Consider the following 14,256-nt stretch of genomic DNA (forward strand, 5'->3'; position numbering starts at 1 on the left):
TTAGATGAATACAAATAAAAGACATATAAATGTAGTTTGGTTCAAAAGAGACCTTCGTTTACAGGATAACGAGGCCGTTTTTAATGCAACAAAAACAGGCATACCTACTTTGTTGCTTTATGTATTTGAACAATCTTTAGTAAATGATTCGCATTACAGCCCAAGACACTGGAATTTCATCAAACAATCACTTGTAGACATTAACAAACAGTTGGAAACATCAAACACACAGGTATTATCTGTGTCTTCAGAAATGCTTCAGGTACTTAATGCCATTCAAGAAATATACAAAATAGATTCTGTTTTTTCACATCAAGAAACGGGCTTAAAAATCACCTACGAAAGAGATAAAACCTTCAAACGATATTGTAAAAACAATCAAATTAATTGGGTTGAAAATACCAATAACGGTATTTTTAGAGCATTGAGAAACAGAACGAACTGGGTTTCCAAGTGGGAGGAATATATGAATGAACCACAATTTATTTTTGATTCAAAATCAAATAATTTCCTCAACTTAGAAGCTATTGGTGAACTTGAAGAAGCATTGGAAAAAACAAATTTAGAAACCATTCCGGATACTATTTTCCAAAAAGGCGGTTCAAAAATGGGCGGTAAATATTTGCAAACATTTTTTGACGAGCGGTATCATAATTATAATGCTCATATTTCAAAACCGTTATTAGCCCGCAAAAGTTGCAGTAGATTGTCTCCCTATATCGCTTGGGGCAACTTGTCATCTAGACAGGTATTGCAAAAAGCAGCAACTTTTAAATTAAGCTGTAGTGACAAAAAACAAATTGATTCCTTTGTCTCAAGGCTTACTTGGCAAGCACATTTCATTCAAAAATTTGAAATGGAAGAAATTATGGAGTTTGAGAGTGTCAATAAAGGCTTCCATTCATTGAAAAAGAAAGTTAATGAAAATTATATTGAAGCTTGGAAAACAGGTCAAACGGGATTTCCATTAATTGATGCCTCTATGCGGTGCTTGAATGAAACGGGGTATTTAAATTTTAGAATGCGTGCAATGTTAGTATCCTTTTTTACGCATAACTTGTGGCAACCTTGGCAGGAGGCGTCAAAGCATTTATCACAGATGTTTTTAGATTTTGAGCCCGGAATACATTTCCCTCAATTGCAAATGCAAGCAGGTGAAACTGGAATTAATATGTTGCGAATATACAATCCGATAAAAAACAGTTACGAACATGATCCAGAGGGTGAATTTATAAAAAAATGGGTTCCTGAGTTGCGCAATTTACCTAGGGCATTTGTGCATGAACCCAATAAAATGACTTATTTAGATCAGAAATTTAATGAGTTTGAAGTGGGCGTTCATTATCCTAAACAAATTGTAAACATGGAACGAACAAGAAAGTATGCTAGTGATTTATTATGGAAAATGAAGAAAAATCCTTTAGTCAAAGAGGAAAGTTCTCGGATACTAAGACTTCATACCATGGCTGATATTGGCGATAGCGAATAATTTTGCAATAACAGATATAAAAAAAACACCAATTTTAAATAAACAATATATTTTGAATATAAAAAAAGAACTAACTGATTTAGACAAAGACCGAATCATAGAGATGGCTTGGGAAGACCGCACGACTTTTGATGCAATTTTACTTCAATTTGGACTAAAAGAGCAAGAAGTAATTGACCTGATGCGCACTGAGATGAAACCGTCGAGTTTTAGAATGTGGCGTGAAAGAGTACAAGGGCGCAAAACAAAGCATGAAAAATTAAGAGATTTTCGTGAAGGGCGCTTCAAATGCACCATGCAAAGACAAATTAACAACAATAAGATTTCCAAGAGATAAATTTAAGAAACTAACAAACCTAAAATAAAATTTAGATAACTGATTGAATAAGATATGAAAAACATAGTAATCATTGGCGGTAGTAAAGGAATTGGTAATGCCATTTTGCTACAGCAATTAGAGACAAATCTGGTTTACAACATTAGCAGAAATGCCCCAGAGATAACACATCCTAATCTAAAACACTTTTCTGTGGATGTTCTACAAGATGCACTTCCAGAAATTGAAGCAATAGATACACTAATTTATTGTCCGGGTTCCATCAACTTGAAACCTATTGGAAGTCTGAGTATTGATGACTTTAGAACTGATTTTGAAATTAATGTGATAGGTGCTGTAAAAGTAATTCAGAAATATTTGCCGGTACTAAAAAAGGGAACAAATCCATCGATTGTTTTGTTTAGCACCGTAGCTGCAAAACTAGGAATGCCGTTTCATGCTAGTATAGCGACCGCAAAAGCAGGTGTAGAAGGATTAGTTAAATCATTAGGAGCCGAATTGGCTTCGGTAGTACGTATCAATGCAATTGCTCCAACGATTACGGAAACATCTCTTGCTGCCGGAATATTGAGAAACGATAGGATGAAAGAAAATATGGTAGAACGCCATCCAATGAAAGGATATCTGAAACCTGAAGAAGTAGCCAATATGGCAAATTTTCTAATTTCAGAAAATGCCAAATCTATTTCAGGACAAGTATTTGAGATGGATTACGGTATAGTAACTTTTAAAATCTAAAAAAATTATTTTCCTATAAGATAACAACATTTAGTCAAACAATAATAAATTAAATTAATTCCCAACAGTTGCCTGTTTGCCAAAAGTACCCAGCAGCAATTCACAAAAAAACCAAACCAAATAGTCCGCATTTAAAATTGAAAGAAAGCATACAATGATAAAAGAAATGAGAAGTTACGAAAAAACAGAGCAATACGATGCGGAAATAACCGAAGCATTGGCTGAGAATTACAAAGCGATAATTGGTGATTTAGGAGAAGATGTAACGCGAGAAGGTCTTGAAAAAACTCCAGAGCGTGTGGCAAAGGCGATGCAATTTTTAACACATGGATACGGACTAGACCCTTTAGAAATATTAAAATCTGCTTTATTTACTGAGGATCACCAGCAAATGATCGTAGTAAAAGACATTGAAGTATACTCAATGTGTGAACACCACATGCTGCCATTTTTTGGAAAAGCACACGTTGCTTACATTCCAAATGGTAAAATTGTTGGTTTGAGTAAAATTCCAAGAATCGTAGATGCTTTTGCACGAAGAATGCAAGTTCAAGAAAGGCTGACCGATCAAATAAAAGACTGCATTCAGGAAGCTCTAAATCCACTTGGTGTAGCAGTTGTGATTGAAGCGCAACACATGTGCATGCAAATGCGAGGAATTCAAAAACAAAACTCGGTTACCACTACCTCTTCTTTCACTGGTGCGTTCGAAAAAAACAAAACCAGAAGAGAATTTATTAGCTTGGTTTCTACTAAATTGAGTTAAATCACTTTTAGTACGAATACGAACCAGATTAAAAATGTCTAGGAAGGCACAAAGACTCTAATAAAACCCGCGTAAAGCAGTAGAAATTAAAGACTTTGTGCCATACTGGCGAAAAAAAACATGAAATGAAAATTCTCTTAACAGGTGCAACTGGTTATATTGGCAAACGCCTTTTGCCACTATTGGCAACACAAGGACATGACATAATTTGTTGTGTAAGAGACAAAAACAGATTTAATTGTCCAGTAGAATTTCAAAAAAATGTAACCGTAATTGAAGTTGATTTTCTCAAGAAAGAAACGTTGTCCGCCATCCCAGAGGACATCGACGCGGCCTATTTTCTGATTCATTCTATGTCAGGATCTGCAGCAAATTTTGATGAACTAGAAAGTTTATCAGCTCTTAACTTTGTGGAACGATTGAATGACACTACTGCTAAACAAGTAGTATACTTGAGCGGAATTGTTAATGATCAATCTCTTTCTAAGCATTTAGCCTCAAGAAAAAAAGTGGAAGAAATTTTGAATACAGGTACTTTTGCCACGACCACTTTACGGGCGGGAATTATCGTAGGTTCTGGTAGTGCCTCTTTTGAGATTATTCGGGATTTAGTGAATAAACTTCCTATAATGATCACGCCAAAATGGCTAAATACAAAATGCCAGCCTATTGCAATTCCTGATGTGCTTGAATTTTTATCAAAATCTTTATTAAATCCACTAACATATAATCAAAATTTTGACATTGGTGGACCAGATGTATTAACGTACAAGGAAATGCTTTTAGGTTTTGCCGAAGCTAAAAAACTAAAACGATGGATCTTTACTGTCCCAATAATGACCCCAAAATTATCTTCCTATTGGTTGTATTTTGTAACCTCAACATCCTATAGACTTGCTTCAGCACTAGTCAGCAGTATGAAAGTAGAGGTAGTTTGCAGTGACAATCGAATCAATGATGTGTTACATGTTACACCAATGACCTACAAACAAGCATTATCCCGAGCTTTGATAAAAGTAGACGAAGATGATGTGGCATCAAGCTGGAAAGATTCATTGATTAGTGGCCGTTTTAATAACAACATGTCAGAATACCTAAAAGTTCCAAAAAAAGATTGTTTCATCGACAGACGAAAAATGGAAATCATAGATCGAGAATTTACCATTAATAGGATTTGGTCTATAGGTGGCGATACGGGTTGGTATTATGGAGATTGGTTGTGGGATTTACGTGGTTTCATTGACAAGCTGTATGGCGGCGTGGGCTCCAGAAGAGGTCGAACGAACCGACATACTATTAATTCTGGTGATGCTTTGGATTTTTGGCGCGTTTTATATGCCAATAAAGACGAGGGAAAATTAATTCTTTTTGCCGAAATGAAACTGCCCGGAGAGGCCTGGTTGGAGTTCAAAATTATTGGAAATACCTTGTATCAATCCGCAACTTTCAAACCTGAAGGAATATGGGGGAAATTATATTGGTATTCTGTATTGCCTTTTCACGGGTTCATCTTCAATGGAATGCTTCAAAAATTGATTAAATAATTTTATTTTTTAAACTTATAAGTCATTTAAGTCTGTTTTCACTTTCTCAAAACTTAGATGACTTATATGTTTAAATAATTTACTTCAATATTCCGGCTTTGTAAGTCGCAATTGCTCTATCTCTCGCCATCGCGTGCTCCACCATTGGCTTTCCATATCCTAAATCAAATTCTTTGATCCATTTACGGACGTAGACACCTTTTTCATCAAACTTCTTGAGTTGTATTTCTGGGTTAAAAACACGAAAATAAGGTGCGGCATCACAACCAGTTCCTGCTGCCCATTGCCAGTTACCAACATTAGCAGACATGTCATAATCTAGCAATTTTTCGGCAAAATAGGCTTCACCCCATTGCCACTGAATCATTAAATGTTTAATAAGAAAACTCGCGACCACCATACGGACTCTATTGTGCATGTAACCAGTTTCATTAAGCTGACGCATTCCTGCATCGACCATAGGATATCCAGTTGTTCCGGAACACCAGCGCTTAAAGTCAGCTTCATCATTGCGCCATTGAATTCCGTCATAGGCCGATTTAAAATTTTGCGTAACTACTTTTGGAAAACTGAATAGAATTTGCATAAAAAATTCTCTCCAAATCAATTCACTCAAAAAAACATCGTTTTTATGGAATGCCCAATTGACTAATTTACGGATGCTTACAGTTCCAAAACGCAAATGTGGCGACAGATAAGAAGTTTTATCTAAGGCTGGAAAATCTCTTATATCTTGATAATTTGCAATAAATTTAAGATTGTGCGGCCTTACTTTTATCGGACTTTCCTCAAAACCTATTTGTTCCAATGACGGAAAAGCGAAACCAGTTTTAGAGAAATTAGAATAATGTGGTTCGATATCGTATTCTTGTACAGGAGCTATTGACTTGTATTTTTCTAACCATTTATTCTTAAAAGGAGTATATACAGTATACGATAATCCGTCGGCTTTTGTGATTTCTTTTTCTTCAAAAATGACTTGGTCTTTAAAAGAATAACAACTGGTTTTATTTGTTTCTAAAAAACCACAAACAGCTTTGTCACGCTGTATTGCGTATGGCTCGTAATCTTTGTTGAAAAAGACTTCTTTGACATCAAACTCTTGCAGAAGCGATTGCCAAACAGCAGTGGTTTTTCCTTTTTTGACTAAAATAGAACTTCCTACTTCCTGCAATTGGACATTTATTTTTGATAGTGATTGATGAATGAAACCTACTCTAGCATCATTTTTTGGTAAACTATCTAAAATAGAATCATCAAAAATGAATATTGGAACTACTGGGTATGTAGAATGTAAGGCTTGAAATAAACCAATATTATCTTCTAGACGCAAATCGCGTCTGAACCAAAAAACAGAAACTTGTTGTTTACTCATTACTTTGAATTAAACATTTCGTCCACTTTAGTAACACGGTATTCAAAAATGGATTTCAATTTATTTTTAACAATTAAGGTATTCATGATTTGGCCTATAAAACCGAGAGGTAATCCATAATGCACTACATCTGTCATTTTAGTTCCCTCTGGTGTTGCTTCAAAGAAATGTTTGTGGTGCCAGAAACTGTATGGACCAAAACGTTGTTCGTCTATAAAATAACTATTTTCTTTTACTTGCGTGATTACAGTCATCCATGATAAAGTGATACCAAAAAGAGGTGTTACTTTATATTGAATGATTTGACCCGGATACATGGATTTGTTATCAAAATCGGTGATTTGAAAACCCATTCCCTCTGGCGTGATTTTCTGAAGATTTTTTGGATTTGAAAAGAAATTCCAACATTCTTCAACGGTTGCGCTTACGTGCTGAACGGTTTCTTGTTTGTATATTTTCATGGTTATAATTTTAAAGATAAATACCGTCATGGAACATTGAGTTCGCGTGAGGGATAGTAGTGAAGCTCTTTTTATACCCAACTGGTTGGGGTTTCGAACCCTAACCAGTTGGGTATAAAAAAGCGGGAACGGATAGCCCGACCCCGCTGTAACGCTAGTGAATGCGGGGTCACGCCCCAAAAATAAGTTATAGTTTATATTTTGTAATATTTAAAGGGTACAAATAACATTCCGAAACATTCTCCGTGTTGCTTGCCTAGATGTTTGTGATGCACTTTGTGGGCTTTTCGCAATCCTATTAAATATTTATTGTTGGTGTGCTTGAACCATTTGAAACGTTGATGAATCAAAACATCGTGAATCATGAAATAACAAAAACCGTAAAACATAATTCCGAGCCCGAGGAAAAATTTATAATTCAGTCCACCTTCAACACCAAAATAGAACAATAAAATGCTGGGAACGGCAAATATGACGAAGAAAATATCATTTCGTTCAAAAACATTTGCGTATTTTGGTTGGTGATGATCCGCATGAAAATACCACATTGACCCATGCATAACGAATTTGTGGGTACACCAGGTAACACATTCCATTATTAAAAAAGTACCTATAAATATCAAAAAAAATATCATTTAATTCTATGTTTAAGTATAACAATTCTTTAAAAATAAGCTGTAATTTAAACTAATTTTAGTTTATAAGACACAAAAGATTTAGCCAATAATCCGGCTTTGGTATAATTAGAAACTCTTATTCTAGCATTTCCTATTTCGTGGCAAGGCGTATTTTCTAACTTTTTTAATAGTTTTTTGTAATATACGAAGGCCGTGTATACGCCAAACTTGGCTTCTATAGGAAGCTTTATAATTCCCTGATATGCTATTTGGAAATCTTCCTCAATTTCATTAATTATTGCAGTTTTAGCATTTTCATCAAAGGAATTTAAGTCGACGCCCGGGAAGTAATTGCGATTTAGCACCAGATTATCATCCTTGAGATCGCGAAGAAAATTTACTTTTTGAAAAGCAGAACCCAATCGCATAGCTTCATCTTTGAGTTGCTCATATTGCTGATTGTCTCCGGCTACAAAGACCTTAAGACACATTAGACCAACCACATCAGCGGACCCATAAATATAGGCATCATACTCAGCTTTACTGTCGTAATCAGACTTGATTAGGTCTAATTTCATACTTTTTAGAAAGGCCTGAATGAGATCATCAGATATATTATTTTGCTTTACTGTTTGCTGAAAAGAATTCAATATAGGATTTAGACTTATTCCTCTCTCAAAGGCTTTATAATATTCATCCTCAAACTCTGTTATTAAACTTTCTTTATCGAAGCCATGAAAGGTGTCTACGATTTCATCCGCAAACCGAACAAATCCATAAATACTATAAATAGCATCCCTGATACTTGGCGACAACATATAAACCGCCAAAGAAAATGAGGTACTATAGTTTTTTGTAACTAGCTTGCTACATTTAAAGGATACATCATCAAATAATTGCTTCATATTATTGCTCTGAAAATTGCTTATTAATTAATTCTGACACTAACTTACCGGAGATTAATGCTGGTGGAACACCTGGTCCGGGAACAGTCAATTGACCAGTAAAATATAAATTTTTTACTTTTTTACTCTTTAACTTGGGTCTCAAAAAGGCAGTTTGCAACAAGGTATTTGCCATTCCGTAAGCATTTCCCTTATATGAATTGTAGTCTGAGACAAAATCATTTTTACAAAACGATTGTTTAAATATTATATTGTTTCTTACACTTTGTTGTGTTAAAGTTTCAAAACGATCGATTACTTTATCAAAATATTCAACTCTTAATTCTTCGGTATCATTGATTCCAGGAGCTAAAGGTACAAGAAAAAATCCAGTTTCCATTCCTTCAGGAGCGGCGGTTTTATCAGTTATTGATGGGAAATTTGCATAAAACAATGGCTCTTTTGGCCATTGTGGTTCATCGTAAATATCCTTGGCATGCTGATAAAAATCTACGTCAAAAAATAAAGCATGATGAGAAATATTTTCTATTTTTTTATTAAAACCAACATAAAATAATAATGATGACGGTGCAAAAACTTTGCTATCCCAATATTTCTCAGAATACGCTCTGTGCTCCTGATCTAATAAAGTTTCGGTGTGGTGGTAATCCGCGCCGCTCAAAATTAAATCTGCAGCAATGATTTCGCCATTGACCTTCATTGCTACGGCTGTTTTATTTTCGACAATAATTTTTTCTATATTCGCATTGGTTTGAAACTTTACCCCTAATTCTAAAGCTAAGTTTTTCATGCCGCGAACTACATCAAACATTCCTGTTTTTGGATGCCATGTTCCAAGACCAAAATCGGCATAATTCATAAAACTATAAAATGAAGGTGTTGCGGACGGTTTGGCTCCTAGAAACAAAACTGGGAATTCCAGAATTTGAATTAACCGTTCATTTTTGAATTTTTTTCGTACATCTCTACTAATATTGCTAAAAAATTGTCCTACTTTTTTTGCTGTTTCAACCGTTATTAATTCTAGTGGAGAAACACCAGGACGATATACTAAGTCTTTTATTGCGATGTCATAATTACTTTTGGCTTCGGCCATAAAATCTTGTAGCAAGATACCGCTTCCTTTTTCGATAGCCTCAAAAGCACTGACGATATCCGACAAATTATCGGCAATTGTGATATAATCATCTATTCCATAATATACACGATAGGCTGGAGATAATTTTATCAGTTCATAATAATCCGTAGTTTTCTTTCCAAAATCAGCAAAAAATCGTTCGAATACATCTGGCATCCAGTACCAACTTGGTCCCATATCAAAGGTGAAACCCTCTTTTTTTAGTTGTCGTGCTCGACCTCCTATGGTTGCATTCTTTTCATAAAGCGTAACATCATGACCACTTTGAGCTAAATAACAACCGGCTGCTAATGCGGAAAAACCCGACCCGATAACTGCAATTTTTTTTATTTCCTTCATTTGTTTAGCAAATATACGTAATGTTTAAACAAAAACAATTAGATCCAATCTACTAATTCCGTTATTGAACTGAAAAGAGTGATTCTGTCTGAAAGTTCTTCTTTTTTTATGAACTCAACCATCCGACCAATATACCACAATTCAGTAGTTTCATCCAACAACTCATCAGACATTTTTTGAATGTATCCGTCAAGTTGATCTCTTTCGGGCTGCACCGTCAGGTAAGAAACAAAAATAATTGAATCAAAATGTTTTTTCAAATCTTTTAGATTCTCAATGGGCATACTTTCTCCTAAATATATTGTTTTATATCCCTGCAATAGTACTTCATAATTCAAATACATCAATCCTAATTCATGAATTTCATTCATGGGGAGTGACAGGACGAAAACTTTATCTGCTTTAGTTTGTTTTAAAACCTGTAATTTCTCTGTATTTATAAGCAATTTCTGTTTTATCAAGTAACTTATAAAATGTTCGTGAGCTGGAGTTATAGTATCCGATTGCCATAATAACCCAAGTTCATTCATAAGTGGTATGAAAACTTGATGAAATATTTCCTTGAATGATTTTTCAGCTATTAACCAGTTATATGTATTAAAAAAAAGTTCTTGGTCAAAATTCATCATTGCCATTTTAAGCTCACTAATGGCGTGGCTCTTGGCAGTTTTACTCGAAATTATTTCACGTACTAATGAAGGTATTTTATCTTGCGGATAAGTCGCAATTTTTGATATTTTATATCCGTAATCATGTAATAAAGTAATATTTAAAAGTTTTTGCAAACTGGCCAAATCATACAAACGAATATTTGTATCCGTACGCATGGGCTGCAAAATGTCATACCGCTTTTCCCAGATTCGTATGGTGTGCGCTTTTATTCCTGAAAGGTTTTCAAGATCTTTAATACTGAACACATTTTTTACATTGTTTATCATTTATCGAAATTTAATAAACAAATGTAAAATAAAATAATGTATAAACTCTTATCATACCCTTCAAAATTTTATTAAAAATACAAATTCGGTGAAAACATAATAAAAACAATCCAAAGTGAACATTGATTGCAGCCATATTTAACGGTCTTTCATAGAAGACTACTTATTTAAAAATACCTTATCATTACTATAAATGACAAAGAACAGCATAGTAAAGTTTAAACTTTTTACCACGCTGTTCTTTGTTATTAATAATAAGCCGTTAACCTTGATTATTCAAAACGGTAATTCGATTGTCTTTCGCGAAATGAAAAAGAACAAAACTTCTCGCTCCGCTTCGCAATCCAAGCGACGTGTATCGAGGATCCTTTTTAATTCAAAATTTTTCTTGTTCTCGATATGATTTTGTACTATAAATTCATTTCCTTCAATGCATTAAAATGTAAAAAGCTACGTTGAGCAGAATAATTAATTGAAGAATTTTTATTTATTTTTTTATAATTTTTCGACTGGTGTAGCCTTCTTCATTGTAAATTTTTACAAAATAAATCCCGCTGGAATACGTACTCAAATCCATATCTACCAAGTTATTTGCCACTTTAATTTCCTGTACTAAAGCACCTAAAATATTGAATATTTTAATTTCACTCATGGGCGTACTTGCATGAATCGTCACGATATCGCTAACTGGATTAGGATAAATTAGCAGCGATGACGCTTCTGCAAATGAATCTCTGGATAATGCGTCACTAGTTGTTGCTTCCCAACTTGAGGCTACATTATTATCTAATGCAGTACTGATTAATTTGAGGTAGGCACCACCACCATCCGGGGTTGTTGGCCAGGGAGCTGCATCAAAATATTCTACTGAGTCAATAGTATTTCCATCAGCATCTGCGAGCACGATTTTTTGAGATTTATTGGATAAATTTCTTGTAAACTGTCCAAAAGGAACAACACCGTATTTACTTTGAAAGGCACTACTATTACTGGACAAATAAATAGTTTCATTAGCTGCCATGGTCGAATTATAAGGAAATTGATACGTCAATCCTAATTGTCTGAAATACACTCCTGAAAGATTTACGGAACGACTACTACTATTTTGAATGGCTATAAATTCTAAATCATTACTTACTGGAAAGCTACTTGACGTTTTTGGATTATAATTTATTTTAGTAATTACCAACGGAGGCAATGAAATAGCAGCACAGTTTGAAAGAGATCCTATATTATTTGCTATCCAAGTCGTTCTGTCAACAATAAAGGTTCTAATTCTATTTACATCGGCAGTATGATCATCTAGCGTACCCCATCTTTGGCTCTCACGCGGTATCGCTTCACTGATATAATTTAGCGCATTATTCAAATACGTAAGCAGAATATCTTTGTCCAATGGCTGACCGGGAGCAATTACCTCATTCCAGCGTTTGGAAAGCGAACATCTGAAATCTCCGTTATCAAATAAGTAAGTCCAGAAAGGTGGTCCTATTCTATTACCATTATTGAACTGCCATTTGTCAACGTGACTGCTGTTAGTAAAAGTACTTCCAAAACCCTGATTAAAATCCCAAACGGGTCCTGCTCGTAATTTTCCACCGCGATCTTTATGAAAAAAGGTACTACTTTGGTACACATCAGCATTTGAACATAACTCATTGACCAGCATAAAATCAACAAAGGAAGGAACGTCAATGATTGTTCTGAAGCCATCTTCCAAATCATTGTCATAAGCGTGATCTTGTAATTTTTCGAACTCTGCTTTTATATATGCTGTTTGTTCCACAGTTGCATTTTCAGGTTTAGGCAAATCGTGTACAAATTTAGTTTCGTCCATCCAGAAAGCAACTGGATCGCCACCAGTGGTTTTATCTGCTTTAGTGATATACCCGCCCGTAATATTGGGTAGCGCGTTATCTGTTGCTTCAATTTTCACAACATTAACCCGATTATCATTGGATTTAATTTTTTCCTGAAAGACATATAAACCTTTATAATCACCGTTGATCACCACCTCACAGTATTCTGTTTTAGTAGCATAATTCCCCATTTGTCTCGCCATATAATAGGCTAAATAATCCCTAACTAACGAAGGATCAAAACCCAATCCATTCAAAATCCAGTCATTCTCACTTGGCATTCCAAAAATACTTACGTTATTATTTGATGTATTATCCGCTTTTAAAGTAGTGAGACTATATTGTTTTTTTGGAAGTGTTTGCGTGGAAGAACCTCTTATTTCGATACCAATTCTCCCACTGTAATTTAAAAACCCAGCGGTATTTTGATCGGTAAGATAATTTCTGGTTCCGTCTGGTCGCTTGATAATTTTCATTGTTGCCAAAATTTTTGGATCATCTAAAATTTCAAGTGGCAAATTTGTGTTCGGGTCATTATCGGTGGTGATAATAACAATAGGGAGATTACTATCCGTAAAAGTTTGTGCCGATACAGTAGTAGAAGTAATCGATACAATCAACAAAATGATTATTGAAATTGTATTCAGCCGGGTAATGTACAATTTTTCCATGATTTTATTTTTGTTAAATTAAAACATAAATTTAATAAAAATAATAACACAAATTACTGATAATCAATTATTTACGAAAACATTTGATTACAAATGTTAAAATAAAATTTGTGATTTACAGGTTTGATTCGCAAGGCCTTAAAAAGTGCTGTTTTAATCAATAAATGAATAATTCAACCACCGGGCAATCTTTGGTTTTGAGGATAGCAAACGCAAGAAAAGAGTAATGTAACATATGTACTTCATTAATTTATCTGAACAAGGGAGTAAGTTATTTGATAATAACCACAATCCAACAGACTAGACATTTCCAATTTTAAAGATAAAAAAATTAATTATAAAACAATATAAATTTAATCTATATTACTGAAAATCAGTACATTTGTATGTTGTTTTTATTTAAATCATATAAATTCAAGCGCTATGCATAACGAGATTTTAAAAGATCGAATTGAAGCCGGCTTATTGCTTGCAGAGAAATTAAAAAAATATCAGAATAGCAATACCATAATTCTCGCCGTTCCACGAGGCGGAGTTCCTGTGGGATATATAATTGCAAAAAGCTTACATCTTTCAATGGATATTGTACTGTCAAAAAAAATCGGACATCCTAATAATAAAGAATTTGCGATTGGTGCTGTCTCCATGGATTCTATGACTATTGATGAACATCCGGAAGTGCCAAAGAAATACATTGAAGATGAAATTATCCGATTACGAAAATTGATGCAGAATAAATACGAAGTATACAGGGGAAATAGGGAACCGCTGGATATAAGGGGAAAAAACATAATATTAGTAGATGATGGAATAGCTACAGGAAATACATTACTCGCTAGTATTACTATGTTGCGCAAAAGAAACCCTGCAAAAATTATTGTTGCAGTTCCTGTATTGCCTTATGATACAGTTCCCGTTTTCGAGAAAAATGCTGATGAGTTTGTTTATCTGATTGCTTCAAAATATTTCAGAGGCGTTGGTGGATTTTACGAAGATTTCAATCAAATAGAAGATGATGAAGTTATTCAGTTATTAAATAGTACAAGCCCCATTGAATAAGATTTTAATCTACAAGTATT

At 34.3% G+C, this 14,256-nt stretch carries 13 protein-coding genes; 6 read left to right on the forward strand and 7 right to left on the reverse strand.

The features are described from left to right. Nucleotides 1-4: 4 nt before the first annotated feature. The 5 genes from ACEN2F_RS10540 (at nucleotide 5) to ACEN2F_RS10560 (ending at nucleotide 4,874) form a co-directional block, all read left to right on the forward strand. Entirely contained in the window at nucleotides 5-1,489 is a 1,485-nt protein-coding gene (locus ACEN2F_RS10540; protein WP_441738824.1) for a deoxyribodipyrimidine photo-lyase/cryptochrome family protein, read from the forward strand. Nucleotides 1,490-1,541: 52 nt separating this feature from the next. Then, on the forward strand, nucleotides 1,542-1,826 hold the full coding sequence (locus ACEN2F_RS10545) for a TIGR03643 family protein (RefSeq protein ID WP_441738827.1): 285 nt from the start codon (nucleotides 1,542-1,544) through the stop codon (nucleotides 1,824-1,826). A gap of 54 nt (nucleotides 1,827-1,880) precedes the next feature. Further along, nucleotides 1,881-2,564 carry an SDR family NAD(P)-dependent oxidoreductase gene (locus ACEN2F_RS10550; RefSeq protein ID WP_441738830.1) on the forward strand — a complete coding sequence of 228 codons (684 nt, stop codon included), beginning with the start codon at nucleotides 1,881-1,883 and terminating at the stop codon, nucleotides 2,562-2,564. Between the two features lie 154 nt (nucleotides 2,565-2,718). After that, entirely contained in the window at nucleotides 2,719-3,330 is a 612-nt protein-coding gene (gene folE / locus ACEN2F_RS10555; protein WP_441738833.1) for a GTP cyclohydrolase I FolE, read from the forward strand. 125 nt (nucleotides 3,331-3,455) lie between these two features. Continuing rightward, nucleotides 3,456-4,874: an SDR family oxidoreductase gene (locus ACEN2F_RS10560; protein ID WP_441738836.1), complete on the forward strand. Its 1,419-nt coding sequence runs from the start codon at nucleotides 3,456-3,458 to the stop codon at nucleotides 4,872-4,874. 79 nt (nucleotides 4,875-4,953) lie between these two features. On the opposite strand, the gene ACEN2F_RS10565 is transcribed toward ACEN2F_RS10560, so the two are convergent. The 7 genes from ACEN2F_RS10565 to ACEN2F_RS10595 form a co-directional block, all read right to left on the reverse strand. Continuing rightward, the gene (locus tag ACEN2F_RS10565) at nucleotides 4,954-6,249 is read right to left on the reverse strand and encodes a cryptochrome/photolyase family protein (protein WP_441738838.1); all 1,296 of its coding nucleotides are present in this window, start codon (nucleotides 6,247-6,249) and stop codon (nucleotides 4,954-4,956) included. Then, nucleotides 6,249-6,710, reverse strand: a complete 462-nt coding sequence (locus ACEN2F_RS10570) for an SRPBCC family protein (protein ID WP_441738841.1) — start codon at nucleotides 6,708-6,710, stop codon at nucleotides 6,249-6,251. The genes ACEN2F_RS10565 and ACEN2F_RS10570 overlap by 1 nt, the downstream gene beginning before the upstream one ends. A gap of 194 nt (nucleotides 6,711-6,904) precedes the next feature. After that, nucleotides 6,905-7,345 (reverse strand): sterol desaturase family protein, encoded by a 441-nt coding sequence (locus ACEN2F_RS10575; protein WP_441738844.1) that lies wholly within the window; start codon nucleotides 7,343-7,345, stop codon nucleotides 6,905-6,907. 47 nt (nucleotides 7,346-7,392) lie between these two features. Then, entirely contained in the window at nucleotides 7,393-8,232 is an 840-nt protein-coding gene (locus ACEN2F_RS10580; protein ID WP_441738846.1) for a phytoene/squalene synthase family protein, read from the reverse strand. Nucleotide 8,233: 1 nt separating this feature from the next. Next, nucleotides 8,234-9,709: a phytoene desaturase family protein gene (locus ACEN2F_RS10585; RefSeq protein ID WP_441738849.1), complete on the reverse strand. Its 1,476-nt coding sequence runs from the start codon at nucleotides 9,707-9,709 to the stop codon at nucleotides 8,234-8,236. A 38-nt stretch (nucleotides 9,710-9,747) separates the two neighbouring features. Then, nucleotides 9,748-10,647 carry a MerR family transcriptional regulator gene (locus ACEN2F_RS10590; RefSeq protein ID WP_441738851.1) on the reverse strand — a complete coding sequence of 300 codons (900 nt, stop codon included), beginning with the start codon at nucleotides 10,645-10,647 and terminating at the stop codon, nucleotides 9,748-9,750. A gap of 487 nt (nucleotides 10,648-11,134) precedes the next feature. Further along, nucleotides 11,135-13,177 (reverse strand): CotH kinase family protein, encoded by a 2,043-nt coding sequence (locus ACEN2F_RS10595; protein WP_441738854.1) that lies wholly within the window; start codon nucleotides 13,175-13,177, stop codon nucleotides 11,135-11,137. A 423-nt stretch (nucleotides 13,178-13,600) separates the two neighbouring features. On the opposite strand from ACEN2F_RS10595, the gene ACEN2F_RS10600 reads away from it, so the two are divergent. Continuing rightward, nucleotides 13,601-14,236, forward strand: coding sequence for a phosphoribosyltransferase (locus ACEN2F_RS10600; protein WP_441738856.1), 636 nt, complete (start codon nucleotides 13,601-13,603; stop codon nucleotides 14,234-14,236). Nucleotides 14,237-14,256 lie beyond the last annotated feature (20 nt).

This window comes from Flavobacterium sp. W20_MBD1_R3 (genome assembly GCF_052119725.1).
Lineage (GTDB): Bacteria > Bacteroidota > Bacteroidia > Flavobacteriales > Flavobacteriaceae > Flavobacterium.

Excerpts from the sequence above, each read along its gene's own strand:
- ACEN2F_RS10540 (WP_441738824.1), top strand. The coding sequence starts at position 5 with ATGAATACAAATAAAAGACATATAAATGTAGTTTGGTTCAAAAGAGAC.
- ACEN2F_RS10585 (WP_441738849.1), bottom strand. The coding sequence starts at position 9,709 with ATGAAGGAAATAAAAAAAATTGCAGTTATCGGGTCGGGTTTTTCCGCA.
- ACEN2F_RS10565 (WP_441738838.1), bottom strand. The coding sequence starts at position 6,249 with ATGAGTAAACAACAAGTTTCTGTTTTTTGGTTCAGACGCGATTTGCGT.
- ACEN2F_RS10580 (WP_441738846.1), bottom strand. The coding sequence starts at position 8,232 with ATGAAGCAATTATTTGATGATGTATCCTTTAAATGTAGCAAGCTAGTT.
- ACEN2F_RS10560 (WP_441738836.1), top strand. The coding sequence starts at position 3,456 with ATGAAAATTCTCTTAACAGGTGCAACTGGTTATATTGGCAAACGCCTT.
- ACEN2F_RS10575 (WP_441738844.1), bottom strand. The coding sequence starts at position 7,345 with ATGATATTTTTTTTGATATTTATAGGTACTTTTTTAATAATGGAATGT.
- ACEN2F_RS10595 (WP_441738854.1), bottom strand. The coding sequence starts at position 13,177 with ATGGAAAAATTGTACATTACCCGGCTGAATACAATTTCAATAATCATT.
- ACEN2F_RS10590 (WP_441738851.1), bottom strand. The coding sequence starts at position 10,647 with ATGATAAACAATGTAAAAAATGTGTTCAGTATTAAAGATCTTGAAAAC.
- ACEN2F_RS10550 (WP_441738830.1), top strand. The coding sequence starts at position 1,881 with ATGAAAAACATAGTAATCATTGGCGGTAGTAAAGGAATTGGTAATGCC.
- ACEN2F_RS10570 (WP_441738841.1), bottom strand. The coding sequence starts at position 6,710 with ATGAAAATATACAAACAAGAAACCGTTCAGCACGTAAGCGCAACCGTT.
- folE (WP_441738833.1), top strand. The coding sequence starts at position 2,719 with ATGATAAAAGAAATGAGAAGTTACGAAAAAACAGAGCAATACGATGCG.
- ACEN2F_RS10600 (WP_441738856.1), top strand. The coding sequence starts at position 13,601 with ATGCATAACGAGATTTTAAAAGATCGAATTGAAGCCGGCTTATTGCTT.